Annotated in this window: 20 protein-coding genes; 13 read left to right on the top strand and 7 right to left on the bottom strand. The window is 51.0% G+C overall.

Going from position 1 to position 24868, the window contains the following annotated elements; genetic code table 11:
- Nucleotides 1-353: FHA domain-containing protein (locus tag ACOQPM_RS05565; RefSeq protein ID WP_420628240.1), on the top strand; the 353-nt coding region annotated here is incomplete at its 5' end.
- Nucleotides 354-534: 181 nt separating this feature from the next.
- Here the strand turns inward: ACOQPM_RS05565 and ACOQPM_RS05560 are convergent.
- From ACOQPM_RS05560 to ACOQPM_RS05550, 3 genes are all read right to left on the bottom strand, one after another.
- Entirely contained in the window at nucleotides 535-1392 is an 858-nt protein-coding gene (locus ACOQPM_RS05560; protein WP_420628239.1) for a hypothetical protein, read from the bottom strand.
- Between the two features lie 159 nt (nucleotides 1393-1551).
- The gene (locus ACOQPM_RS05555) at nucleotides 1552-2934 is read right to left on the bottom strand and encodes an SH3 domain-containing protein (protein WP_420628238.1); all 1383 of its coding nucleotides are present in this window, start codon (nucleotides 2932-2934) and stop codon (nucleotides 1552-1554) included.
- Nucleotides 2935-3211: 277 nt separating this feature from the next.
- Nucleotides 3212-5188 carry an ATP-binding protein gene (locus tag ACOQPM_RS05550; RefSeq protein ID WP_420628237.1) on the bottom strand — a complete coding sequence of 659 codons (1977 nt, stop codon included), beginning with the start codon at nucleotides 5186-5188 and terminating at the stop codon, nucleotides 3212-3214.
- A gap of 293 nt (nucleotides 5189-5481) precedes the next feature.
- On the opposite strand from ACOQPM_RS05550, the gene ACOQPM_RS05545 reads away from it, so the two are divergent.
- Both ACOQPM_RS05545 and ACOQPM_RS05540 read left to right on the top strand, forming a co-directional pair.
- Complete coding sequence (locus tag ACOQPM_RS05545; RefSeq protein ID WP_420628236.1) at nucleotides 5482-6054, top strand: substrate-binding domain-containing protein; 573 nt, start codon at nucleotides 5482-5484, stop codon at nucleotides 6052-6054.
- Nucleotides 6018-7295, top strand: a complete 1278-nt coding sequence (locus ACOQPM_RS05540; RefSeq protein WP_420628235.1) for a hypothetical protein — start codon at nucleotides 6018-6020, stop codon at nucleotides 7293-7295. The genes ACOQPM_RS05545 and ACOQPM_RS05540 overlap by 37 nt, the downstream gene beginning before the upstream one ends.
- A 90-nt stretch (nucleotides 7296-7385) precedes the next feature.
- Here ACOQPM_RS05540 and ACOQPM_RS05535 read toward each other — a convergent pair whose 3' ends face one another.
- Together ACOQPM_RS05535 and fni are read right to left on the bottom strand one after the other, a co-directional pair.
- Nucleotides 7386-8408: a polyprenyl synthetase family protein gene (locus ACOQPM_RS05535; protein ID WP_420628234.1), complete on the bottom strand. Its 1023-nt coding sequence runs from the start codon at nucleotides 8406-8408 to the stop codon at nucleotides 7386-7388.
- Nucleotides 8409-8483: 75 nt separating this feature from the next.
- Complete coding sequence (fni, locus tag ACOQPM_RS05530; RefSeq protein WP_420628233.1) at nucleotides 8484-9557, bottom strand: type 2 isopentenyl-diphosphate Delta-isomerase; 1074 nt, start codon at nucleotides 9555-9557, stop codon at nucleotides 8484-8486.
- A 343-nt stretch (nucleotides 9558-9900) separates the two neighbouring features.
- On the opposite strand from fni, the gene ACOQPM_RS05525 reads away from it, so the two are divergent.
- From ACOQPM_RS05525 to ACOQPM_RS05500, 6 genes are all read left to right on the top strand, one after another.
- The gene (locus ACOQPM_RS05525; RefSeq protein WP_420628232.1) at nucleotides 9901-10842 is read left to right on the top strand and encodes a UDP-glucuronic acid decarboxylase family protein; all 942 of its coding nucleotides are present in this window, start codon (nucleotides 9901-9903) and stop codon (nucleotides 10840-10842) included.
- A gap of 66 nt (nucleotides 10843-10908) precedes the next feature.
- A complete protein-coding gene (locus tag ACOQPM_RS05520) occupies nucleotides 10909-12435 on the top strand; it encodes an O-antigen ligase family protein (protein ID WP_420628231.1) in 1527 nt (508 codons plus the stop codon).
- Between the two features lie 303 nt (nucleotides 12436-12738).
- Nucleotides 12739-13293 (top strand): GtrA family protein, encoded by a 555-nt coding sequence (locus ACOQPM_RS05515; protein WP_420628230.1) that lies wholly within the window; start codon nucleotides 12739-12741, stop codon nucleotides 13291-13293.
- 2 nt (nucleotides 13294-13295) lie between these two features.
- Nucleotides 13296-14444: a glycosyltransferase family 4 protein gene (locus tag ACOQPM_RS05510; protein ID WP_420628229.1), complete on the top strand. Its 1149-nt coding sequence runs from the start codon at nucleotides 13296-13298 to the stop codon at nucleotides 14442-14444.
- Between the two features lie 367 nt (nucleotides 14445-14811).
- Nucleotides 14812-18999, top strand: a complete 4188-nt coding sequence (locus ACOQPM_RS05505) for a phosphotransferase (protein ID WP_420628228.1) — start codon at nucleotides 14812-14814, stop codon at nucleotides 18997-18999.
- Nucleotides 19000-19099: 100 nt separating this feature from the next.
- Entirely contained in the window at nucleotides 19100-20395 is a 1296-nt protein-coding gene (locus ACOQPM_RS05500; protein WP_420628227.1) for an AAA family ATPase, read from the top strand.
- Between the two features lie 58 nt (nucleotides 20396-20453).
- On the opposite strand, the gene ACOQPM_RS05495 is transcribed toward ACOQPM_RS05500, so the two are convergent.
- Nucleotides 20454-21530, bottom strand: a complete 1077-nt coding sequence (locus ACOQPM_RS05495; RefSeq protein WP_420628226.1) for a TIGR00341 family protein — start codon at nucleotides 21528-21530, stop codon at nucleotides 20454-20456.
- Nucleotides 21531-21673: 143 nt separating this feature from the next.
- On the opposite strand from ACOQPM_RS05495, the gene ACOQPM_RS05490 reads away from it, so the two are divergent.
- The 4 genes from ACOQPM_RS05490 to ACOQPM_RS05475 all read left to right on the top strand — a co-directional run bounded on the left by ACOQPM_RS05490 (nucleotide 21674) and on the right by ACOQPM_RS05475 (nucleotide 24470).
- Nucleotides 21674-22045: a 4-fold beta flower protein gene (locus ACOQPM_RS05490; protein ID WP_420628225.1), complete on the top strand. Its 372-nt coding sequence runs from the start codon at nucleotides 21674-21676 to the stop codon at nucleotides 22043-22045.
- 134 nt (nucleotides 22046-22179) lie between these two features.
- Nucleotides 22180-22656 carry an acyl-CoA thioesterase gene (locus ACOQPM_RS05485; RefSeq protein WP_420628224.1) on the top strand — a complete coding sequence of 159 codons (477 nt, stop codon included), beginning with the start codon at nucleotides 22180-22182 and terminating at the stop codon, nucleotides 22654-22656.
- The gene (locus ACOQPM_RS05480) at nucleotides 22653-23783 is read left to right on the top strand and encodes an ATP-binding protein (RefSeq protein WP_420628223.1); all 1131 of its coding nucleotides are present in this window, start codon (nucleotides 22653-22655) and stop codon (nucleotides 23781-23783) included. Before ACOQPM_RS05485 ends, ACOQPM_RS05480 begins: the two co-directional genes overlap by 4 nt.
- 57 nt (nucleotides 23784-23840) lie before the next feature.
- Nucleotides 23841-24470 carry a hypothetical protein gene (locus ACOQPM_RS05475; protein ID WP_420628222.1) on the top strand — a complete coding sequence of 210 codons (630 nt, stop codon included), beginning with the start codon at nucleotides 23841-23843 and terminating at the stop codon, nucleotides 24468-24470.
- A gap of 64 nt (nucleotides 24471-24534) precedes the next feature.
- Here the strand turns inward: ACOQPM_RS05475 and ACOQPM_RS05470 are convergent, their stop codons facing one another.
- Nucleotides 24535-24774, bottom strand: coding sequence for an acyl carrier protein (locus ACOQPM_RS05470; protein WP_420628221.1), 240 nt, complete (start codon nucleotides 24772-24774; stop codon nucleotides 24535-24537).
- Between the last annotated feature and the right edge of the window lie 94 nt (nucleotides 24775-24868).

The following is a 24868-nucleotide window of genomic DNA, read 5'->3' as shown; positions in this document are numbered from 1 at the left end:
ACCGACAAGCGGAGGTTGACGAAGTACCGACCCGTACCTTGCAACAACCTTTTAGCCTGTTCATGCGTCCCAAGCGCTCCATCCAAGAATTACCCGACTTATGTGGCTTGCGCTTTGACTTGCGCGATGGACAATCAGTGACAATTGAGGGGCTGTCCAACATTATCATGGGTCGTCAAATGGATAACGAACGCCAAATAGATTTAGACTTATCGGCCTATGGTGGGTTAGAAAAAGGAGTATCGCGCACCCATGCTTGCTTACAGGTCACGGATGAAGCCGTGTATGTGCGCGATTTAAACAGCAGCAACAGCACCTTCCTCAACGGTTGCAGAACTTTATCCCTTGCGTGATTACGCGGTACAAGATGGGGATGAGTTGCGGCTGGGTAGTCTGGTGATGCGTGTGCGCTTCGTGCGCTGCGAATCTTAATCGGGCAAGCACGCCATCAGGAGCATACATTTGTACATCCAGCCCCACGAGAATTTTCATTACTTGACTTTGCAACCAACACTATTCTGGTAGCTGGACTGATTAGGGGTCGATGTTACTCACGTCATCACAGGCACCCCGAATTTCAACTTCTGCCGCCACAACCCAGACTATTTCACCCAGAATAAATTTGCGGGGTGCAGCTTCTGCTTTGTCTAGCGCGTACCAGATATTCCCATCCTCATCAGCTTGTTGTCCCATTACCTGAAACGTTTTGTTTGCAGCAAGGTATGTCAAGGCGAGGCGCTGTGTTCCGGGTCCCAGCCGCACAGCAACAGTGCCGGGTTGATAAGCCTGTACAGTACATGGCTCAGGTTCCATTTCATCAGGTGGCACAATTACTGGGATACGGCTTATGTCGCCTTCAACCTCTGTATCGTCGGTCAATTGGTCAGCAGAAAGCCACACAAGTTGACCTTCGTATACTAATAGGTAGAATTGCTCGTCTTCCGTTACAGCCAGAAGTGGTAACGTCCCATTCTCCACCTCTGCCACAGTGTCTGATTCTGCATCCGGTATTAGGTACAGTGCAAGGGATGTTGTGGTCGTCAAAAACGGGATATCATCAACATGGTCGATATCAAGCGTTGGAACAGCACTGAGGTTGCCCTGCACACGCCCCCATCGAGAAAAGACCCAACCCAACTGCCCGCGATAATCAACCAGATAATAGAGGCTGTTGGCGCTGATGCCGATGAGGGGAACAGCCCCGCGAATGTTGTTAATCTCCTCTGCCATGCTTGCCGGAGCATCGCGCAGCCCCACTTTCGACCCATCGGGAAGCACCAGCATGGGGGTTGTAGTCGTTTCATCCTGTGCCATAGCGACGTTACTGACAACAAAAACCAGCGTAAGGACGAAAATGATACGGTTAATAAGGGGTATGATTTGATTAAACAAAACGCAACACTCCTTCTTAATCCTGCGCCATGTTACATTTTATCATATCCTGCGAGGCGTGCATGGTATGTTGTTGCAGTCCGTCACACCGTTCAAAAAGACTCCCGCCCTTATCGTGCGAGGAGCGGAAGTTCAGTCGATGTGTTACTGCTACTTGGCCTATTCCTGAACAGTGACTGTTACGGTGAAAGCGCCCAAATTATCCGCGATAGATTCAGCACTGAGAAAGTCGTTGTGGATGAGGAATAAATTACCGTCAGCACTGGCTGTAAACGTCCCTCCTGTGCCAATTTGAAATGCACCTGAACCATCAATCCGTCCAACTAAAGCACCGAATCGACCAGAAGGCATCGGGAATCTAGAAGCGACATCGGGCTGCGCGTCTTCCAGAGGTGTAGTTGCAAAACCGCCAGGCCCATGTGAGGTGGCACCAGCACAGTAGAACTCAGGATTACAGAACTCATTCTCTGCACACGCGCTCCAACATGCAGGCCAGATATTCGCTCGTCCAGTTGCACTAATAGAAAACGATTGTCCGCCCATCAAGAACAATCCGGTATCGACCCATCCAGCATTCGCAGACACGATGACAGTCTTAGGTCCACTGGCCTCGTCTGGTGTTTCGACAGTTTCCACTTCAGAGTCAGAAGTTTCAGGTGCTGCTAGAGGTGGCAGTGGAATAATGCCTGTCGCATCAATAACCGGAACAGCTTCACAATCGCCACTGGCTTCCACATCATCGGCAGCAACCCACGCGACATCCCCCTCAATACTCTTGCCCGGCGCAGCCTCTTCTTTCAGCAGCGCATACCAGATACCGTCATCCCCGTCCATATTTTGCCCCTGCACTTCAAAGTCGGTATCAGCAGTGAGAAAGGTAGACACGCCACGATTGATGCCATAGCCGACACGCACCTGTACTGTGCGGACTTCATCGGTGCGAACAAAGCAGGGTTGCGTCTCAGTTTCGGATATCGTGCTTAAATCCCCTTCAATCTCGTCCACGTAAATTGTACTCAACCAGCCTTCAATATCATCGGATTGAATCTGATAGTAGCGTTCATCTGGACTGATAGCTGTAATCGTGTACTGCTCACCAGATTGAACTTCACCAATGGTTGCCGCGTCACTATTTGGAGCTTCTCTTATGGAGCCTCGTCTTTTGACCGTAAGAATTGGAAGGGTGGTACTTGATTCATCATTGCTATCATCTGTGGCAGTCGTCTCAACATCAATAATCATCAAGTTCGCTACATCGCCCTCGATATCTGCCGCCACAAATTGACTAATCCAGCCCACCTCGCCGTCGAAATCGACCTGATAAAATAGCCCATTGGCGCTGATACCTGTAATTCGCAAGACTTTGTTTTGGGCAAACCCCAACACATCAGCCGCTTCATTTGGAGCCGACAGAATATCAACCGCCCGTTGCCCGACCAGCAACGAGGCTGTTGGTGTATTTTCTTGCGCGATGACCGGCGTTGCAAACACTAGCAACAACAGACTAATGACAGCGATGAACCGAGTGTTTTGCTTGAACATGCTTAGTTGCTCCCTCTCTCACGGTTGGTTGAAACGGTAAGAACACGCGATTTTCTAAGGGCAAGTGGCACTCGCTGAACCCTTATACTGCACAAATTTAGAATCTGGCAAATTTATATAACACTTTATCATAGGAATATTTCGGGTTAAATTCCAATAATATATCTATGCGTGATTGTTAGAGATAATCACAGACAGCACTAGCGATAGCCGCCACTTGACATTGTGGTAAATTGAGAGGATGTTCGATAAATTGAGTGGGAGTCAAGTGTATAAATCAATCAGCAGCACTCTTGGCAGTTCCTACCTGCGCTAAGGGCAGACAGACGGTGAAAGTCGTTCCTTGATTTAATTGGCTGCTGACCGTAATTTCACCATCATGCAGGTCTACAATTTGCTTGGTAATATTGAGGCCCAACCCGGTGCCTTTTGCTGTCACGTTATCCGCCCGCACAAATGGATTGAATATATCATTAACCAGGTCAGGTGGAATCCCAATGCCTGTATCTTGTACGGTGAGTTCAGCGTAGTCATCGCTTTTGCGTTGCAGCGTTACTGAAATTTGTCCGGCGTGAGGTGTGTAATTGATGGCGTTGCTCACCAAATTCGTCAAGACTTGCATCATACGGTCAGCGTCAATGAAAGCCATGAGCGCTTCCGGGGGCATGTGCGCTGCCAGTGTCAAAGCCTTCTTTTCTGCTTCAGGGCGTTGGATTTCTACAACATCCCGCACGAGATTGTTAAGGGATCTCGTATCTCGATTCAATTCAATCATGCCCCGGTCAAAACGAGATTTTTCAAGTAAATCATCGACAAGGCGTTGCATTCGTTCAGTCACATCACTCAACACTTCATAGTGCTTGTCGAAGAGATGCGGTTGACGTTTTAGCAAGTAAAGGCGCGTTTTAAGGTTGGTCAAGGGTGTGCGAAGTTCGTGGGAAGCGTAAGCCACAAAGCGTGTTTTTTGCTCTTCCAGGGCTTTTTGATGGCTGATATCACGGATTATCGCCACTGTCCCACTTTCAATCGTATCGCCAACACCTGTTACAACTTCCACAGTCGTCACATGGGCATCAAACTCACCGCCATCTTTGCGGCGCATTTTGATTTCGCCGCGCCATATCCCCGTATTCTTGACAGCGTCTTGAATCACATCACGTAATTGGTGAACTTCGGTATCGCTCAAATGACTGGCTCGCATCATAAATGTTAGCCCTTCCCAATCAGAGCGCGAATAACCCATCATATCTGTAAACGCTGCGTTGATATATTTGAGGTCATGACCCTGATAATATGCGACACCTTCAACCATCGCCTCCAAAATGGTATTCAATTGAGCGCGTTCGGCAGCGAGTTCGCGGGTACGCTCCGTCACACTTTGTTCGAGATTCTGGGCGTGCTGTTGTGCGGCTTCATGCAAATTGGCTTTGTGAATCGTAACTGCCATCAAATCAGCCAGTGTCTGCAAGATCATGACATCTTGCTGCGAGAAGGCCCCTTCCTCACGGCTCTGGATATCAATCGCGCCGAGGATATGCCCGCCGACTTGTAATGGTACTGTCATTTCAGACAGGGTCTCAGGAATGAAGGGATTAAAGAGGTGCTGGGCATCCTGGCGTACATCCAGAACAACCCGTGCCTGTCCTGCGGCGACCACATGCCCGACGATGCTGCGTCCGCCCACAGGCAAGCGGTGGTGATTTTCAAGCATCTGGTAGCTACCGCGAGTCGTCCCGGCAACTGCCCGCATGACCGCCGATGCACCTTCATCGGTTTCTTCTATCAAGAAAATAGCAGCGTGATAAAAGTGGAAGCGTTCACAAATGAGTTGCACCGCTTCTGCAAGAATAACATCAAGATTGGCTCCGGCACTCGCATCACGGGCAATCTGAGCGGCAATCTGTATCTCGTCGGTGCGTCGTCGGTAATTGCGAACCATAGCCTGTAAAATCGTTTGCTGAGAAATAACATGCGTGAGGGTGCGTCGCAAGATGAGAATGAGACTGGCTGTAAACAGCGTGTAAGTAACGGCGAAGAAACTAAACCACCAGATTACTCCGGGCAGGGTCTGACCAATATCGATCCGCCGAAACACGAAACCCACAAAACCAATCAGCAATAAGCTGGTAAAAAGCGCCGCTATACCAAGTATTTGACTCAGTCGCAGTGAACGTTCGGAATTGTGCTGGGTCATTCCAAGCGGGTTTTGATTGGGTGGTTTGGTAAATGTAACTATTTTTTCCGGCTTATCCATGCCGCCTCACTTGCCTCTACCGTGACCACCTCTATTATACCGCATCCTCTGCCCCTGTCTCAGGTACTATAGTAGCATGGTGCTGTACATCTGATTTTAATTTCTTATCCCTGAAATATATACAGCAATGATATATCACAATTATTATAGGTTTTAAATATAGTTTAAATTGCTGTTCTGAAGATTTAACGCAGAGTGCGATGGTTGTTAACTTGCTTGCGCTAGAGTTCCGTCCGTGTGCGAGAGTTACTCACCACGATTATTCGGGCAAAATTCCACCAGGAGTCGCAAGTATGCAGAAGATTCGCATAACCATCACAGTTTTATACGTGATGATATTGTTAGCAAGCGTTTTAGCTCAAGATGCTGAACTTCCCGCCGTAGACCCGCTTGATTTCAGCGATGGTAGCATCATCATGGCAGGCAGTTCGACGGTCTTTCCGCTCGCTGAACGCATGGCAGAAGTTTGGGTTGATGGCGGCGGGGTCGCTCCCAGCATTGATAGCATAGGCTCCGGCGCAGGCTTTGAACGCTTCTGCGTCACAGGCGAAACTGATATTTCCAACGCCAGCCGCGCCATCCGTGAAGGCGAAATCGAAAGCTGCCAGGCCATCGGGCGTGAACCGATTGAATTCCGCGTCGGCACGGATGCCCTCGCTGTGACCGTCAGCAGTGCCAACGACTTTATCACTGATGCCACGCTGGAAGAACTGGCGCAAATCTTCGGTGGGGCCGAAACCTGGGCCGATGTCCGCGCTGAATGGCCTGCTGAACCCATATTCAGATTGGTGAGTATTATACGGATCCCATTGCTGAACATGTGGACGAGATGGGCGTTGAAGAGGTGTATGTTTTCTCACCGATGACTTGCGAAATGCGCCGAGGTATCTGTGCCAAATGTTACGGTATTGATTTGGCACGTGGCAAACCGGTAGAAAAGGGAACGGCCGTTGGCATCGTAGCTGCCCAATCTATCGGTGAACCTGGAACGCAGTTGACCTTGCGAACCTTCCACACCGGTGGTACTGCCTCTGCTGGTGGTGACATCACACAGGGTTTACCCCGTGTTGAAGAGCTGTTTGAAGCACGGCAGCGGCCCAAAGGTGAAGCTGTTATTACCGAAATTGGCGGCCTGGCTGAAATTCGTGTCATTGACGGCGTGCGCCATGTGTTTGTTACTGATGTGCGGCTGATTGACGATGTTTATGAAATCACCGATGGCTGGGAAGTGAAAGTTGGCGACAACGACACCATTGAAGCAGGCGGCGTGTTAGCTGAAAATGAAGATGAAGTGGTTGTTGCTCGTCATGGTGGGCGCGTAGCACGCGATGGCAACTCTGTGAAGGTGACCTGGGAAAGCAAAGATGAGCGGGATTACGAAATTCCGGCCGGTATGCGACTGTTGATTTCTGATGGTCAGGAAGTTCATGCTGGGGATCAGCTAACAGAGGGCTCCAAGAACCCGCACCGCATCTTGGAAATTCTAGGGCGCGATGCCGTGACGCAATATCTGCTGCGCGAAATGCAGCAGGTTTACCGGCCACAGGGTCAAAATATCCATGATAAGCATTTTGAGGTGATCATTCGCAAGATGTTGAGCAAGGTGATGGTAACATCTTCCGGTGATACCGAAATGTTGCCAGGTGAATTGATTGAAACGTCAATCTTCCAGGCAAACAATGAGGAAATTATGGAAGAGGGTGGTCAGCCAGCACAGGCTGAACCCGTCTTGCTGGGCATCACCAAAGGTGCTTTGAATACGGATAGCTTCTTGTCGGCCAGTTCCTTCCAGCACACCATTAAGGTTTTGGCAAGCGCAGCCATTGCGGGCCGAGAGGATGATTTGATTGGTTTGAAGGAAAACGTGATCATTGGTAAGCTGATTCCCGCGGGTACCGGTTTCGATGCGTACGCTGAAAAGCAGGAAGAGCTGGAAGCCCCAGAGGTGGAAGCTGAAGACCTGCTAGATGACGGGATGGATTTCTCTGGCACGTTGATGATTGACGACAACACTGATGATGCGGTGCTGGAAGCAATTGCTCAAGCTGCCGCGGCCGAAGCTGCTAAAGAGCAGCTTGAAGCACCAGAAACAGAGGATGAGGCATAGTTCATCTGTGACCCATTCATAAGTAAGAGAGAAAACGGCGACCTAGCAATGGGTCGCCGTTTTGATTTTGGATAAGGCTGTGGGGTGCTATTAGAAGTTGCGCTGCAACAGCATTGCTGAAAGTTGCTGAAGAGCAATGGAGGCTGGCCCAGATGGTTGGGCCGCTTCTAGGTGGCCCAATGCGGTTTCTGAATAATAGGTGGCACGTTCGGTAGCGTCGTCGCGGGCACCTGTGTGGTTTAATATTTGGATGGCTTGCTGCACAAACGCATCGTCTGTGGTCTCTTGTTGGTAAAGCTGTTGCAAATTGCTATTTTGGCTAAGGCCGTAGAGCACAGGTAGGGTTTTCTTTTTGGTGAGGATGTCGGTGGAAGCTGATTTGCCAATGACGGATTCGTCGCCCCAAATGCCTAAAATATCGTCTATTACCTGAAAGGCGAGACCGAGGTTGAGGCCAAATTTGGCGTAATTTTGCACGGTTTCGGCGTCTTGCCCGGCAATGAGTGCGCCAAGCTCGGCACAGAGGGAGAGGAGCACGGCCGTTTTCCCCGTAATCATCGCCAGGTAATCATCCACACTCACGTTGTCTCGCGTTTCAAAATCCATATCGGCGTGCTGGCCCTGGGTAAGACGCACACCGGTCTCATCGAAGCGGCGCAGGGCGTGGACGGCCGTTTCTGCCGCCACCCCTCGATCTACCAAACGATGCAACGCCAGGTGCGCCAGGGCAAACATCGCATCGCCAGCGTTGATGGCTTGCTCTTGCCCCCAAATGGTCCACAATGTTTTGCGTCCGCGCCGGGTGGGGCTGGCGTCTTCAATATCGTCATGGATGAGTGAGAAGTTGTGCAGAAGCTCAATGGCAGCAGCGGCAGGCACGGCTTGCTGCCAACTGCCCCCTGCTGCTTGGCAAGCTAGCAGGCAAAGAACGGGCCGAATTTGCTTGCCCGCGTTCACATTGGCGGGCTGTAACTGCTCGTCGCGCCAGCCCATGTGGTAGTGCATCATGCCAAAAAACAGGTCTGGCTGCGCTTCTATTACATTAAGCACCGCCTTCATTTCGGCGGTAATTGCTTGGCGCATCTCTTGAGAGAGTTGTTTAAATTCGTTCATGAGTTAGAGATATGGAGAGAGGAGATTAGAGACTAGAGACTAGGTGCCAGTCGCTAATCTCTAGTCTCTTTTCTTTTAAGGGAAATAATTTGTATGCAAGGGCGTTGTGGCTAAAGTAGCCAAATTTTCTGCCCCGGCACAGAACATGGCCACGCGCAGTTCATCGGTGACGGTTTCGGTAAGTTCTACAACGCCAGCGACGCCGTTTTGATCGGCAGCGCGGAGAAAATCGCCAGCAAAGCCGACCAAATTTGCCCCTAGGGCGATACATTTGGCGACGTCTATGCCGTTACGGATGCCGCCGCTGGCAATGACAGGTAGGCTTGGCACGGCACGACGGCAATATTGGATGGAAACGGCCGTTGGTATCCCCCAATCAATAAAGGCACCCGCGACACGAGCGTGTCTGGCAGTGGGGGCACGGTACATCTCTACTTGGCTCCATGATGTACCACCTGCGCCTGCCACATCAATGGCGGCGACGCCAGCATTGGCCAATTGCCTGGCTGTTTCCTCAGCAAAGCCCCAGCCAACTTCTTTGGCAATGACGGGAACTGGCAGATTTTGGCAAATTTGCTCGACCTTGTTCAAAAGATTGGCGAAATTGCCATCACCTTCAGGCTGAACAGCTTCTTGCAGGGCATTGAAATGCAAAATGAGCGCATCGGCTTCGCACATCTCTACAGCGCGGTGGCAATGGTCTAGGCCATAGCCGTAATTTAGTTGGACTGCGCCAATATTGGCAAAAAGCAAAATATCTGGGGCTACATGGCGCACATGGTACGTGTGGGCAAGGTTGTCATCTTCAAGCGCGGCGCGTTGCGAGCCAAGCCCCATGGCAATGCCCACTTCCTGTGCTGCTTCAGCAAGGATGCGATTGATGAGGCCAGCCTCGGCCGTGCCGCCGGTCATAGAGGAGATAAGCAAGGGCGTGTTTAGCGTTTTGCCAAAGAGGGAGGTAGCCGTGTTTACATTTGCCAGGTTGATTTCTGGCAATGCCTGGTGCATGAAAAAGTAATTTTCTAACCCGGTGGTGAGCTTGTTGAAGCGGACATCTTCTTCCAAATTGATGCGAATATGGTCAGCCTTGCGCCTTTCGTGGATGGTAGCGTCGTTGTGGCTAGCAACGGCCGTTTTGCTTTTGGACATAGTCCTCTCCCTTTCTCCAATTCTGCGGGTGAGTATACCGTGCCGGAGTTTGTTTTGCGAGTTTCGTGGGGAAGTTATGCAGGTATGTTCAGAGAGCATGTAAGTATTTAGCAAGTAAAATGGCAAGGCGCGGCGCGTACTATTTTCGTAGGCAGAACGCTTGCCGATGGTACGGCCGTTTCGTTCGTCACCCCACACCGGCTACGATACAATATTAGCCATTACCTGAACAACTTCAACTGCATTGCCAGGATTTAGACGCTCCTCTGATGGACAAACGGCCGTATTCCCATAATATTTCAAAAATTCAGCGTCTATTTGGCAAGAATCATAAGGAGACACGATGCGCGTATTAATTACCGGAGCAGCAGGCTTTCTCGGTTCTCATCTTTCTGACCGCTTTATTGCCGAAGGACATACTGTTGTGGGTATGGACAATTTGATCACTGGCAACATAGACAATATTGCTCACCTGATGGGGCATGAGCGGTTTAGCTTTATGAAACATGATGTGAGCAACTACATCTACGTACCCGGCGAAATTGATGCCGTGCTCCATTTTGCCTCGCCCGCTAGCCCCAACGATTATTTGGAACATCCTATTCCCACGCTCAAAGTTGGCTCGCTCGGCACCCATAACACGCTGGGATTGGCCAAGGTGAAGGGAGCCCGCTATTTACTTGCCTCCACATCAGAGGTATACGGAGATCCGCAGGTGAACCCCCAGCCAGAAACGTATTGGGGCAATGTGAATCCCATTGGGCCGCGGGGCGTGTATGATGAGGCAAAGCGATTTGCTGAGGCGATGACGCTGGCTTACCAGCGGTTTCATGGCCTGGAGACACGCATCGTCCGCATTTTTAATACCTATGGTCCCCGGATGCGCTTGAATGACGGCCGTGTGGTGCCCAACTTCATCCATCAAGCATTAACAGGCAAGCCATTAACCGTGTATGGTGACGGTAGCCAAACCCGTGCCTTCCAATATTATAGTGACTTGGTTGAAGGGATTTACCGCCTGTTGCATTCTAATGAGGATTTGCCGGTGAATATTGGCAACCCCAACGAGATGACGATTTTGGATTTTGCCCATGCGGTGGTTGAAATTGCTCGCAGCGATTCTGAAATTGTATTTGTGCAGCCCAAGGATGATCGCTTTACGGATGATCCCAAGCAGCGGCGTCCAGACATTACCAAGGCGAAGCAGGTTTTAGATTGGGAGCCGCAGGTAGCGTTGGCAGATGGTTTGGCTCAGACGCTAGATTTCTTCCGCGACAAGGTTTGAGGGTAATAGACAGACCTATCAGGTTTTACTTATAGGAAACCTGATAGGTCTTTTGAAGAGCATATTTTGCAGCGACTACGGCCGTATTTCCCCCACATTTTCTCCCGGCTGGCTAGCCCACCTACGTGGCAGCCAGCCGGATTTGTGCTGCTAGCTGTGCTGGTTGGCGGCTTGCTTACCCAGCTTTCTGTGGCAGAGGGGGGAATGTTTTTGCTGCGAACGGCCGTTCTGCTGCTAATTCTTGTTGAGCCGATGGCGGGGCTGTTTGTGGCATTGGTTACCGGGCCGCTGGGGGCAACGGAGGCTGGCCTGCTGGACAGCGGGCAGCTTTATTTGCTGCTGAGTTTGCTTGCTTGGGTGGCGCACGGCCTGCGCGACAGGCGGCTATTTGTACCGCGTACTTTTTTGGCAGTGCCGCTAGCAATTTTTGTGGGGGTTACGGCCGTTTCCATCATAGATGCCCCCTCATACAGCTTTGGTTTGCAAGAGCTGCTAAAGTGGATAGAAATGCTGGTTATCATGCTGCTGGTGGTGGATCGGGTGAATGTGTGGCGTACGCAGCGTGGCGGCCACAGGCTGACACCGCTGCTTTGGCTGTTGGCAGCTTTGTTTGTCGCTGGCTTGAGCCAGGCGGCGTTGGGCATCTACCAATTTGCCCTCCAACCAGATGGGCCAGAGCATTTTTTGGTGCTGGGCCGTTTTTACCGAGCCTATGGCACCTTTAACCAGCCGAACCCATTTGGCGGGTTTATGAATTTTACGGCCGTTTTGGGTTTGGGGATTTTGTTGAGTTATCTGTGGGAGACTGGAGACTGGAGACTAAAGAGTACCAATCTCCAATCTCTAATCTCTAGTTTCCGATCTCGTAATTGGCTGGCGATTCTGAGTGTAGGCTTGGTAACGGCCGTTTCCCTCGCGGCAGTGATTGCTTCTTGGAGTCGGGGGGCATGGCTGAGTTTGAGTGTGGCAGTTGCCGCCATGCTGCTATTTTGGCCGCGCAAGCTGTGGCAGGGTGTTTTGCTGCTGGCCGTGGGCGGCGTTTTGCTGCTTGGCGGTAGCCAAATTGGCTTGGTGCCTGCCACTATCACCGAACGTATCACCAGCTTTAGCGACGATTTGCGCTTTGGCGACGTGCGCGGCGAGGACATCACCGATGAAAATTATGCGGTGCTGGAGCGATTGGCGCATTGGCAAGCGGCCGTAGACATGGCCGAAGACCAGCCCTGGCTGGGCGTGGGCTTTGGCAATTATGAGCCTGCCTATGCCGATTATGCGCTTATCAACTGGCCGTATCCACTGGGGCATGCCCACAACTATTACCTGAACTTGCTGGCTGAGACGGGGATTGTGGGGCTGCTAGCCTATTTTGTGGTGTGGACGGCCGTTTTTTGGCAAACTATCCGTGTTATTCAGCGTACGGATGGCTGGCAGCGTGGCGTCGCGTTGGGGCTGCTGGGCGTGTGGACTGCGCTCACGGTGCATCATTTGGTTGATAAGCTGTATGTGAATAATATCTACATTCATCTGGGCGCACTTTTTGGCTTGCTCCAGCTTTTGGATAATCAAAAACAAGACATGGTTCATTTTGGATAAAATCATCTTTACAAATTTTGTAAAGTGCAGCCGCAGTCGGGGGCGTCGCCGGGCGCGAAGCGCCGAGGCGACGCTAAACAAAGTCGGGTTTTTCACTTTTTGAGGGTAGAGACACCCTCAAAAAGTGAAAAACCCAAAATATTCCCCGCACGGGGTGCGAAGCACCCTCGTGCGGGCCGTCATCGCGGCAACAAATTTGTGAAGGAAAATTGCGTTGATTTGAACTATGCCAAAAACAACAGATTATCCAGGTAAAACCGAGAAATCTGCGTAATCTGCGGATAAATTTTAAAGAGGATTTATATGGTTTCTATTTTTGCCGGGATGGCTGGCCGATTTGGGGTGAACGAGAAGGAAGCAGAGCGCTTCTTCAAGTTTGCTGTGGTTGGCGTCATTGGCTTTATTGTTGATTTTGGCATTTTTAACTTGAGTTTACGGCCGTTTGAATTGCTGCTAGATAACGGCACGGCTCTGCATGATTTTATTGTCAGTTTAGGGCTGAATGATGAACAAACTGTCTCTTTGGCGCGTACCTTCGCCTCTACCCTTTCATTTATCGCGGCAATCATCAGTAATTTCATGTGGAATCGGTATTGGACCTATCCCGATTCCCGCTCTCGCTCAGTACGGCGGCAGCTGGCGCAGTTTACGGTAGTGAGCATTGCAGGGATTCTTATCCGGGCACCAATTATTTATTTTACCAGCACCCCCTTTACCGATTTAGCTGCTACTATTTCTGCCCTGGAGCCTTACAGCGTGCGCGTTGGTGCTAATTTGGCATTGGTTTTGGCAGTCATTGTGGTTATGTTTTGGAATTTCTTTGTCAATCGGTACTGGACCTATAATGACGTTGAGTGACCATGAGAATTGGCATTGATGTAACGGCCGCTCTTACGCAGGGTGGGGGCATTGGTCGGTACACCAGAGAACTCATCCACGCTTTGGTAGCGGTTGATTCCACCAATCGCTACCGTTTTTTTTCGGCAAAGCCGCCAGCTAACTTACCTGTGCCCACGCCGTTGCCCCAAGCTGAGAATGTCGCTTACAAACCTGCGCCGCTGGATGAGCGTTGGCTGTACCGCCTTTGGTATCGTCTGCGACTGCCCCTGCCGGTGCAGTGGGTAACAGGGCGGCTCGATCTGTTTCATTCGCCCGATTTTGTACTGCCGCCGGTAAACGGCCGTATTCCCACCCTTCTCACCGTCCACGACCTCTCTTTTGTGCATTACCCACACGTCTTCCCAGAAAAATTGGTGCGCTATCTCAACCAGGTGGTTCCCTGGTCTATTGGTCGCGCCAGCCACATTTTGGCTGATTCTGAGGCCACGCGGCAGGATTTGCTCACTATTTGGCAAGTGTCGGCAGAAAAAGTGACGGTGCTGTACAGTGGCGTGCATGAGCGGTTTCAGCCAGTGGCGGATGGAGCGAGGGTAACGGCCGTTCGCCAAAAATATCAGCTTGATGACTTTCCCTACATTCTCAGCGTCGGCACGCTCCAGCCCCGCAAAAATTACCAGATGCTCATCCGCGCCTTTGCGCCGCTTGCCCAGCAACTGCCCCACCACCTGGTCATTTCCGGCGGCAAAGGGTGGCTGTACGATGAAATGTTGGCCGAAGTTGAGCGGCAAGGGCTGACCGGGCGAGTGCATTTTGTTGGCTTTGTAGATGATGATGATTTACCAACGCTCTACAGTGCCGCCGAGCTATTTGTATTCCCTAGCTTGTACGAAGGCTTTGGCCTACCTTTGTTAGAGGCGATGGGGTGCGGAACGGCCGTGCTTACCTCCAATAGCTCCTCATTGCCAGAAGTTGCCGGAACGGCCGCTCTGCAGCTACCCCCAAACGATCAGGCTGGTTGGACAAATGCAATGCACACCTTGCTCACAGATGATGCCCAACGCGCCAAACTCGTAAAGGCTGGATTTGAGCAAGCCAAACGATTTTCATGGGAAAAATCGGCCCAGCAACTGCTAAAAATTTACCATCAAATGTTGGCACACGTTAGCTGAGTTTTTACATTTTAATATGCACCTTTTTTGTGCAGATTCGTGCAGCTTTTCACTTTTGCTGCCCAGAAAATCCAACACCCCAATCTGTAAAACGGTTAACACTTTGCCAAAATTGGTACCCTTTACCCATGTCCTCTGAACTGGATTAGTACCAACTTCTTATTATGTGAACTATGCAACTACAATAGTACCGTGCATAATGAGAACCAATATTAAGGTTTGCTCACCTTGAAGTACCTAACAGAATAGAGGGTTCCACAAATCCGCTGGCAAATCAGCTTTTGCCAGGTGGCGCGTCACAATAAACTGGTTCTGCATGCCAGCGTGACACGCAGGTACGACGGTGACCAGATTAGGAGGATACACAATGACATCTGGACTATTCCGTGGTGTCATGAAACTCAAAACACTTTGCGTTGCCGGTGCGTTTTCGCAGCCGCAAACAGATCGTCCACTCCCGACCTTTCCGACCAATGTTTTGGTTCATACACACATCTTCAAATATTACGTAGAAAGTGCTTTCGACAAAGCGCTAGACGTTGTTAACCTCAACCGAGATATTGATCTCATCTTCATTGATGCCGATCAAGACTCATTGCCTGAGATTGTCATGTTTATGACCCAGGCGCGTGAAATACGGCCGAAACTCCCCATCGTTGTTTTCACTAGCCAGGCCGATGACCGGATGCGAAACCTCATGCGTGCCGGAGCCACTTGGCACTTCCTAAAAGATTCTTCGCAAGTGGATGATCTGGTGCAGCAAGTGCAAAAACATGTGTTTTCGGCTACAAAATGGCACGAACTGTTTGAGCAGTACGCCAGCGAAACGGTTAAGCCACGCATTGAACCCGGTTTAAGCTACACTGATTTGGAAGCGTTGACCCAAAATCCAGAAGAGCGGTATATCATCAAGCGGCTGTTTGCTGGCAGCGACGTCGTGCAAATCTTCCGCATGGATGAGGGATTTAGCGGCTCCCGCATTTACACGGTTAAACCAGCACACCAGCTCAAGCGCATCCTCAAAATTGACGTGGCCGACAGGCTGGAAGCTGTGCAAGAAAAGCAAGAACGGCTCATTCAGCCACGCCTAAATCGGCAGGTGGGGCAAATTCAGGGCAAGATGATTCGGGGTGAGCATTTAGCCGGGGCCTGCTACACGCTGGCTGGCTCCAACAAAGATGCCATTACCCTCACCCAATTTTTGCGCGACCAAAACAGGGTGCGGAAAGAGCTAATTGACAAGGTGCTGGGGCAGCTGCGCCACAGCCTGGAACAGCTATACGCGGGCAGCTCAGACACAGAGCTGCGTTATTGGGCACCGCTGTATGCCCGTGTGCTGCCACCCGCGCTTACGCTGGATGACGCCGAGCTGGTTGATCCGGAAGCCAACGGGGCTGATTTTGTTATTGGGGCAGAAGAGCTAACGACGCTTTCGGCGGTGCCGGGCAATCCTGCCTTGCACCAAATTCATGAAGCGGTGCGGAAAGGCGAAACGCCCACCGTTGCCCTGCGCGGTTTTGAAGTTGCCGAGCTGGATACGCAGGAAGGCGTCATTTATGTGCATGATGATTTGATCTCTCGCTACCCAATCTCTAACTTGCTAAAGGATAAAAATCATCCAATTTTGCGCTTCAAAATTCGCTTAAAAGAGTCGCAGCGGCAAATGTTGACGCACCCGGTTTTCCGGCGAGGCAAGCGCATTAGCGTGCGCGGCCGTGTTTCTGCCACGGATGAGACGATTTTGGCGGAGAACATTGAGAAAATTACGGGGCGCGAATTTGATTTTGAGGATGATGCTTTTGAATTTGCCTCTGGCCGCTTTTTATCGCCAATTACGAATGTGCGTTGCTTGCTGTGGGAAATTGGGCGCGAGGACATGATTGTGCCAATTCCGCAAGTGTCGCCAGTGGTGCATGGCGATTTGAACACCAGCAACATTTTGGTTGAAGTGAGTGATGAGATGCCGGTCTGGTTCATTGATTTTTCAGATGCGCGACCAGGGCATGTGTATTTTGATCTGGCCAAGCTGGAGGTGGAGTTCCGCACGCATATTATGTTCCGGCTGTACAAAGAGATGGTGGACGAAGGGCTGTGGGATGAACACACGGCCACTCAGTTTGCTTTGCTTGTGGAAAATGTGCTGCTGCAAACGGCCGAATTCACCTTCGACGATTTCCTTTCAAACCTGCGTGATTTCCAGCCAGATTGGTACGACAATTTGTACACGCATTTCCCCATGTATTCGGAAAACTTGCTCTACTTTCTCTTCTCGCTGCGGCAGATTGCGGAAACCCATAGCCCGGAGCGATTCAAGTACCATTTTCCGGTGGCAGTCTTTTTCCACAGTATGGCGGCCTTGAAGTTCAAGGGGTTGGATGACGCGCCCTGGGCCAAGCGGTTGGCGCTCTGCTGTGCGTTGGTTTCTGGTAAGCAGGCCATTGAGGGTGGGGAACGGCCGTCTGAAATCACCGAAGTCCTGAGCAACCTGCGCCAGCGTAGCTCCTTCGCTGCCATCACCATTGGCAGTGGCGAAGAGCGCAAATATTTACTGCAATGGAACAGCAACTGGGGCATGTTTAACCTAGTGGGCGGCAAGGTAGATAACCACAAAGGCGACCGTGACTCCTTTGCCAGAACCATCCAGCGTGAGCTACAAGAAGAACTCAGCATTCGCAATCCCAAAGATTACCGCATTGTGCGTGAGTTTAAGCCCGTCAATCGGCGTCAATTTTCTCGTCGGGAATACGTATTTAAAGATTACGAATTCCGCATTTTCCAAATTGAGCTGCTGCCGCGCCACCCGCTAACCCGTGAAGAGTTCGATTGGTACGCACAGAGGTTTTCCACGGACCGCGAAAACGTGCTGGTAACACGCGCCGAAATTGAGCGGCTCCGCACCATTGACAACCGCCCCATTTCTGAAACCACCCGCATGATTTTGCAAGAGCTGGGCGAAATCACCTCCGTTGCCGGCTCAGATTTGATGATGTCGCTTGATTTTGAGCTGGAAAGCGAGGATGTCGTCGTGAGCCGGGGACGGGCAAACGTTTTGGCTCGACTCATCAACCCCCTGTTTGGCAGCCTGGTAGAAAACGTGACGCTAGAGGTGCTGCCTTCCAATGGGTATGAGACGGAGCGCGATTCGGCCGTTTTGCCAGTAGGTACGCTGGATGCGGGGCAGGAATTCCCGGTGTCAATTTGGCTACAGCCGCGAGAAAAGCAAACCAGCCTGACCCTGCGTGCCACTTATTACGATGTGCGCGGTCACGAATATCGTCAGCTCATCGAAAAACCGATTAACTTCCAGGCTCAGGAACGCTCACTCTTCCACATTGATAACCCTTACGTGGTGGGCAAGCCACTCACGCCCGCCTCTGAAGATTTGTACCAGGGGCGCGAAGATGTGTTCATGTGGATTGAGGAAAATTTGCTGGGCAAAACACAACCACACACGCTCATTTTGTATGGCCAGCGGCGCATGGGCAAAACCTCCACGCTGTACCAGTTGGTTGGTGGTCGCCGGGGCAAAACCATCAGGGAATATCCAGGCTACCCAATTTACCCGGTGTATATTGATTTGCAGCGGCTGGCAGGCTGCGAAATGCCAGAATTTTTTGCCCGCCTCAGCCAGCATATTATTCGCAATTTGCACAAGCGTGGCATTGTCATTGAGCCACGCGAAAATTGGTCTACAAATGGCACTTTGTTTAGCGAATTCGACGAATTTTTGGACGGAATTGAAGAGCGGTTGCCGCCGAACGGTTTGCTTGTGCTCATCATTGATGAGTTGGAGCAGTTGCAAGAAAGTGTTGAGCGGGGGCGGCTATCTCATGACATTTTCCCGTATTTGCGTTCGCTGATGCAGCATCGGTCACGCATCACGTTTATTTTGGCGGGAACGAATCAACTGGTTGAGGATTATTGGAGCATCATTTTCCATGTGGGCATTAGCCGGGAGATAGATTCATTAAGTCGTGAAGAGACGGAGACGTTAATTCGTGAGCCGGTGGCACCAATGATTCAGTATGATGATTTGGCGGTGGATCGCATCTGGCTGACGACACGCGGACATCCGTATTTTAGCCAGCTTATTTGCCATCGCTTGGTAAGTTCAACAAACTTGGAAGGACGACGCAGTAAGCTGATTACGATTGGGGACGTGCGTGAAACAATCAATCTAGTAATTGAAGAGGATGACAGCCATTTGCAGCATCTTTGGAACGAGAGTACGGCCGTCGAACGATTCGTAATGGCTTCATTAGCTGGTACGCACGACATTGGCGAGGAAAACGTATCACGAGCCGAAATCTCGTCGCGGCTGCGCGAAACCAGCTACTCTGAAGATGCCATCAATATGGCGCTAAAGCAGCTAGAGGTGCGCCGCTTGCTCACGCGCGTGCCGGTTGAGCGGCAAATTCAGCGGCGATTGGCACAGCACAACGGCTGGGAACCAACGCTCATTAGCAAAGATTACGCTTATGCCATCTCCTTCGACTTGCTGCGCCGTTGGGTGGCGCGTAAACATCCGTTGGGATCACTTTTATCCACGACCTGAAGACTGTAACTGAGTAATTAGGTAATTAAAGCGATCAATTACTTAATTACATTATTTGTCAGTTTGGGGCGATTTTACAATTTGGTGGAGCTTTACTTTTATGTCTTACATTGTTGGACATCCTATCAAACATCCGGCTGATTTTTACGGCCGTCATGAACAAACCACACGCTTCTTTGAGATCATTGGTGGCCGCCAGGCGCAGTCCGTGAGCGTGTTGGGGGTGCGCCGGGCGGGCAAGACCTCTTTTTTGCAATACGTGGCTCACCCTGCCACCATGTCTCACTATTTAGCCGACGCCGATGCGTACACAATGGTCTATTTGGATATGACCTCTTGCAAAACGCCGAGTGATTTTTACTATCGGCTATTGCAACGGTTGAAGATGAAATTAGGCAGCGTCAAGACAGACTTTTTATGGAAGGAATCCCCTCGGGGTCAAACCAAACTGTACGACGTGGAGGCATACCTGTGCCAATTTCCAGAAACGCGCATTGTGCTGCTGCTAGACGAGTTTGATCATTTGCGAACCGAGGCGTTTACGCACGACTTTCTGACTGAGCTGCGGGCCATGACCGGTGTGCTGGAATATGATTTGGCCTGCGTAACGGCCTCTTACTGGGATTTGTACACGCTGGGAACGCGGCTGGGGCTGCCGCCTACGTCTCCTTTCTACAACATTTTTTACCCGACGCCAATTTACATGTCTTCACTTGAGCCAGCGGAGGCAACCTCGCTGATTGATACGCCCGCGGCCAAAGGTGGGGTGCGATTCACAGAAGATGAAGTACGCAAAATTCAGGCACTGGCTGGCTCTTTGCCATTTTTTGTACAGGCAACGGCCGCAAAATGGTTTCGGCATAAGCGAGCAGGCAGCGTGCCTGATTCGGAAGCTGCCCGGCAGCAGTTGGCGGCTGATTTGGCTCCTTATTTTGACCAGTGGTGGCACAACTTCAGCCAAAATGAGCGGACTATTTTATTGGCGGTGGCGGGAGAACGGCCGTTAACCGACCTCGATGTCTCGCCATTAGAATTAGAAGGTGTTGTGCGTCGCCTGCACAGCTACGGGTTGCTGCGTCAAGCAGATGAACTGTGTGTTAACGGCCGTGTTTTCCACACTTGGTTGCGACAATATGCCCAGTTACAAGCCACCACACCGGCTATTGCCAAGCCAATCTCAGGGGCAGAACTGGCTCGCATTCGTCACGCGCTTGTAGATTCATTTGATCTGGATGAACTGCGAACCCTTTGTTTTGATTTGGGCATGGATTTTGAATCGTTGCCAGGAGAGAGCAAGCCAGCTAAAGCCCGCGAAATGGTAAACTATTGGCGCAATCGCCATAACCTAACCCAACTAACCCAGGCTATTCGTACTGAGCGTGGTAATATTATTTGATACTGCACCTCAGAAGTTCAACTTTTAGCAAAAGTTGAACTTCTGACGATTTTGGTAATTAAGGCTCGCTGTTGGGAATCATGAGCGGCTGCACCTCCTGAATTTTCAAGCTGGGGTTCTCAAAAATACTCAGGGTGGCTGGAATAACCTGGGCGCGCACAGTCACGGGTCCTTCAACTGCACTTTCTAACTGGCGGCGTATATCTTCTACTGCAGCTTGTTGGGCTGCTTCATCCCCAACTAGCTCCGGCTGGTAAAAATAGACCGTCATCCCCACCACAAAGCCATCCTCAATAGCTTCAACCACAACATCTTCTATTTGAGCAATGTTCGGATTGACCTCCTCTTCAAGAATACCCTTAACGGCCGCAAGCCTGCGCGACTGTGTAGTTTCCTGAAGCGTGTAAAAGGTCAGAGGAATGGTAACCAATAGCACAGCAAATAATGAAAAGTAGGTTGTTGCTTGAAACAATCTTTGACTTCTGGCTGAAGTGGGTCGGAAGCCAACTGCCCAAAACATAAAAATACTGGCGACAACAATGCTAGCTAGATTGGTCGTGAAGAGCAGTAGAGCTTCTAGGGCAATGCGCTCATTGCCCCGCCCAATCCCAAAACCTACCACACAGAGAGGTGGCACCAGTGAGGCCGCGATAGCTACACCCGGCAACGAGGCCGATACCTCTTTGCGACACAAGGCATACGCCCCCGCCAAACCGGAAATCAAGGCGATAAAAAGATCGAGCAGATTTGGATTGGTGCGCGCCAGAATCTCGTCTGTTACCGATTGGATGGGCAGGATGTAAGTGACCAAAGCTGTTAGACCCACCGCCAGTGAAATTCCGATGAGTGTGGCAACGGCCGCTTGCCTAAAAAGGGTCAGGCTACCTTTCACAATGCCGTAGCCCATTGCCATCATCGGGCTCATCAAAGGAGCCACAAGCATAGCGCCAATGATGACAGCCGAACTGTCCTGCTGCAAACCAAAGTAGGCAATCCCTGCTGAAAGTAAAATGAGCAGATTAAAATCAATATTGGCAATTGCATTTTTCCGCATGTCACTATCAACAACAGCTTGTTCATCCTTTGTTAATTTAGGCAGTAAACTGTCTCGTCTGTGCAAAATTTGTTGTATCATTTTTTGCCCTACGGTTTTCTATGTTGACTTTTTAATTAGCTCTCTCTCTATTTTGGTGGAGATTCTTGATTCTCCCTGTCCCCACAACTATAATGCAAACGGTGAATAAATTTAAGATAAAGGCTGCGTCCGTGTAAACGGCCGTGCATTACAAGGACAGCGTTATGATACCAATTTATCGTACAGATGGTGAATGGGTGGGCGTCTACACAAAAGGCAATCTTTTTAATGTGGATGGCGAATGGATTGGTTTTGCCGTAGGGCGAGACGTGTACGATACCGGCGGACTCTATTTAGGCTTTTTGAGCGATGACAAGCGATTGCTGCGTAAACGCACCCGCCCAACTGAAAAACTTCGTTTGGAACCGCCGCCTCGCCCGGAACGGCCGAAAATCCCCGCCAGTATGCCCCTGGCTCCCCTGCTGCGTTCGCTGCCGCACCAAATTATTGATATGTTTGAAGAGTATCCTGAGCGGCTCATTTATGTTTCTGAAACCCGCCCGGATATGGAATAGTAATTGCAATCTTACCAACGTGTCATGCCCGCGCAGGCGGGTATCTATCTTGTTTGCTTGAGTGGATTCCCGCGAATGCGGGAATAACAATTGCAAACATATTTGAGTAAAACGAGTAAAAGAGGAAGAAAAAGTTGGAAGGAAAACGGTCGTCTGACTCACAAATTACACTCACCCAACTAATGGGGCCAACCAATGCCAACACCCTGGGCAACGTGCATGGTGGCCTCATCATGAAGCTGTGCGATGAAGCAGGCGGCATGGCGGCTACCAAACACGCCCGCCGCCCCGCCGTCACCGTCACGGTGGATTCGATGAACTTCCATTCGGCTGTGAACATTGGTAATTTAATGACGGTACGTGCCGAGGTGACCTGGGTAGGGCGTACTTCTATGGAAACCCGCGTCGTGGTAACGGCCGAAAATGTGATCACGGGAAAAGTAACGCACACCAACACCGCCTATTTTGTGTATGTTGCTTTAGATACGAACGGCCGTCCTGCCCCCGTCCCGCCGCTCATTTTGGAAACTGATGAGCAAAAAGCCCGCTTTGAGCGTGCTGCCCAGCGGCAAGCAGTGCGGCTGCAAAGACGCCAGCAGGAAAACCTATGATCGAACGCCAATCCAAGCTGCTGGACATATTGCGCCAGGCATCTGCCACCACAATTACCGAACTGCCCGAAGTAGATTTGGGTCGTGCCGAGGGGGAACCATTCCCCTTTTTGGCGATTGTGGGGCAGGTAGAGATGAAGCTAGCGCTCACCCTGTCGCTGATTAACCCGGAAGTTGGTGGCGTGCTGCTCATTGGCCCACGCGGTACGGCAAAGACAACGGCCGTTCGTTCCCTCACCGATTTGCTACCCACCGTGCGCCACAGCCTGTGCGTTCATGGCTGTACCGAAGAGATGATCGAGCAGCTAGGCATGGACGGCGTTTGTAACGATTGTGCTACTAAATTTGGGCACGGCGAGCCATTAACGACGCTAGACAAGGCGCGGATTTTTGAGCTGCCGCTGAATGCCCGGCTGGATGATGTGGTTGGCGGCATCAACGAGCGGGTGGCGCTGGAGCAAAATCGGGTGCGGTTAGAGCGCGGCATTTTGGGCCATGCAGATCGGCACATTTTGTACATGGATGAAGTAAATTTGCTTGATGACGCGATTACGGACGCCATTTTAGACGCCGCGGCACAGGGGCATTACACCGTGCGGCGTGGCCCGCTGAAGATGACCTACAATGCGCGGCTGATGCTCATTGGCTCGATGAACCCGGAAGAAGGGCGACTACGGCCGCAGCTGATGGATCGCTTTGGTTTGCGGGCAGTGGTGCGTGGCTTGGATGACCTTGCACTACGTTACCAGGCTTACGAACGAGCCATGGCCTACAAGCGACAGCCAGAACTGTTTGCCGCCAGTTTTGCAGATGGCACGCTGGCTTTGGCAGAAGAAATCCAGCAGGCACGGGATCGCTTACCCACCGTCACGGTGAGCGACGCTGCGCGTGAACTGGGTTTGGCGTTGGTAGAAAAGCTGGCAATTGATTCAAACCGAGCCGAAATCACATTGTTTGAGGCAGCCCGTGCCCACGCTGCCGCCGATGAGCGAGAAGAGACGCTGCCAGAGGATGTGCAGGCGGTGGCTTTGTTGGCGTTGCGCCAGCGGCAGAGCCCGGAGCTTGCCCAGTTTTTTGCCAATCAAGCAGAAGAGGATGGAGTGTTGACGGCCGTATTCAAAGATTAACCCCCTCTCCCAGCGGGAGAGTTGGAGAGGGCTAAATTTCCACAAAAAGCATTTCCCATGACGAAACCCAAAACGCAAACATTGTTTCTGCTCAGCTTTACCATTATTTTGGTGGGCTACTTTTTGGTGTGGCTGCCGGGGCCAGCGGCCGGGCTGCAATTTTGGGGGCTTGAGATGGGGGAGTGGACTAAATTTTTGGGTCTGGGCGTTAAGCGCAACTGGTTTTATTTGCCGCCAATCACTTTAGCTCTGTGCCTGCTTTTTTTTACGGTGGGATGGGCAAACGGCCGTACCCAAACCTGGCTCTTTCGTGGTGTAGCCGTGGCGGTGAGCCTGCTGGCTTTCCCAGCGTTGGAAGATTTAACCGGGCCAAGCCAAAGCGAATATTTGTCGCGCATAGCGGGAATTGGCCTAGTCATGTTGGTTGCTGGTTTGCTCACGCTGATTGGTGGGCAGAAACGGCCGTACCTATCCCAGATTCGCTGGGGGGTGATAGCTGTCGCTGGCTTGGTCGGCCTCATTTTGCCGACGCTGATTTATTTGGAAGTACGGCCGTTTGCCAGCGACCTAATGCGCTTGCAGCTAGGGTACGGCCCTGGCTTTTGGCTCAATTTGGTGGGGCATACGGCCGTTACGCTGCTGGCAGCTTGGCAACTGGCAAAAAAAAGCACCCCCAACATGCGGTAGTTGGTGAGGTGCTTGGAAGATTTGTAATTAGGTAATTCAATTACCTAATTACTCAATAACGTTTTTATGCACGCATGTGCGTGTCAATGTAGCTCACAGCTTCCCCAACGGTGGTGATTTTCTGTGCTTCTTCGTCCGAAATTTCACCGTCAAACTTTTCTTCAAAAGCCATGATTAGCTCAACCAAATCCAACGAATCCGCTTCCAAATCTTCCCGAAAACGTGCTGCTGGAACAATCTGATCTTCCTCAACGCCTAACAAATCAACAATAATATCGGTTACCTGTGCTTGGGTATCGCTCATCCTAATCTCCTTCAAGGTTAAAGTTTCAATTTTATTTGGCGGGGCAATTGTAGATTTTCACCACGAATTGTCAAGCAATTACCGCTTGGAACTT

It is taken from the genome of Candidatus Leptofilum sp. (assembly GCF_965223525.1).
Classification (GTDB): domain Bacteria; phylum Chloroflexota; class Anaerolineae; order Promineifilales; family Promineifilaceae; genus Leptofilum.
The sequence above is the reverse complement of the archived record's forward strand: the minus strand, read 5'-3'. Positions and strand labels throughout refer to the sequence as shown.

Bases quoted from the DNA above. Each gene is read 5' to 3' on its own strand.
- ACOQPM_RS05550 (WP_420628237.1), bottom strand. From the start codon at position 5,188: ATGGATAAGCCGGAAAAAATAGTTACATTTACCAAACCACCCAATCAA.
- ACOQPM_RS05540 (WP_420628235.1), top strand. From the start codon at position 6,018: ATGGGCGTTGAAGAGGTGTATGTTTTCTCACCGATGACTTGCGAAATG.
- ACOQPM_RS05480 (WP_420628223.1), top strand. From the start codon at position 22,653: ATGATCGAACGCCAATCCAAGCTGCTGGACATATTGCGCCAGGCATCT.
- fni (WP_420628233.1), bottom strand. From the start codon at position 9,557: ATGTCCAAAAGCAAAACGGCCGTTGCTAGCCACAACGACGCTACCATC.
- ACOQPM_RS05500 (WP_420628227.1), top strand. From the start codon at position 19,100: ATGTCTTACATTGTTGGACATCCTATCAAACATCCGGCTGATTTTTAC.
- ACOQPM_RS05535 (WP_420628234.1), bottom strand. From the start codon at position 8,408: ATGAACGAATTTAAACAACTCTCTCAAGAGATGCGCCAAGCAATTACC.
- ACOQPM_RS05505 (WP_420628228.1), top strand. From the start codon at position 14,812: ATGACATCTGGACTATTCCGTGGTGTCATGAAACTCAAAACACTTTGC.
- ACOQPM_RS05510 (WP_420628229.1), top strand. From the start codon at position 13,296: ATGAGAATTGGCATTGATGTAACGGCCGCTCTTACGCAGGGTGGGGGC.
- ACOQPM_RS05495 (WP_420628226.1), bottom strand. From the start codon at position 21,530: ATGATACAACAAATTTTGCACAGACGAGACAGTTTACTGCCTAAATTA.
- ACOQPM_RS05470 (WP_420628221.1), bottom strand. From the start codon at position 24,774: ATGAGCGATACCCAAGCACAGGTAACCGATATTATTGTTGATTTGTTA.
- ACOQPM_RS05515 (WP_420628230.1), top strand. From the start codon at position 12,739: ATGGTTTCTATTTTTGCCGGGATGGCTGGCCGATTTGGGGTGAACGAG.
- ACOQPM_RS05545 (WP_420628236.1), top strand. From the start codon at position 5,482: ATGCAGAAGATTCGCATAACCATCACAGTTTTATACGTGATGATATTG.
- ACOQPM_RS05475 (WP_420628222.1), top strand. From the start codon at position 23,841: ATGACGAAACCCAAAACGCAAACATTGTTTCTGCTCAGCTTTACCATT.
- ACOQPM_RS05525 (WP_420628232.1), top strand. From the start codon at position 9,901: ATGCGCGTATTAATTACCGGAGCAGCAGGCTTTCTCGGTTCTCATCTT.
- ACOQPM_RS05555 (WP_420628238.1), bottom strand. From the start codon at position 2,934: ATGTTCAAGCAAAACACTCGGTTCATCGCTGTCATTAGTCTGTTGTTG.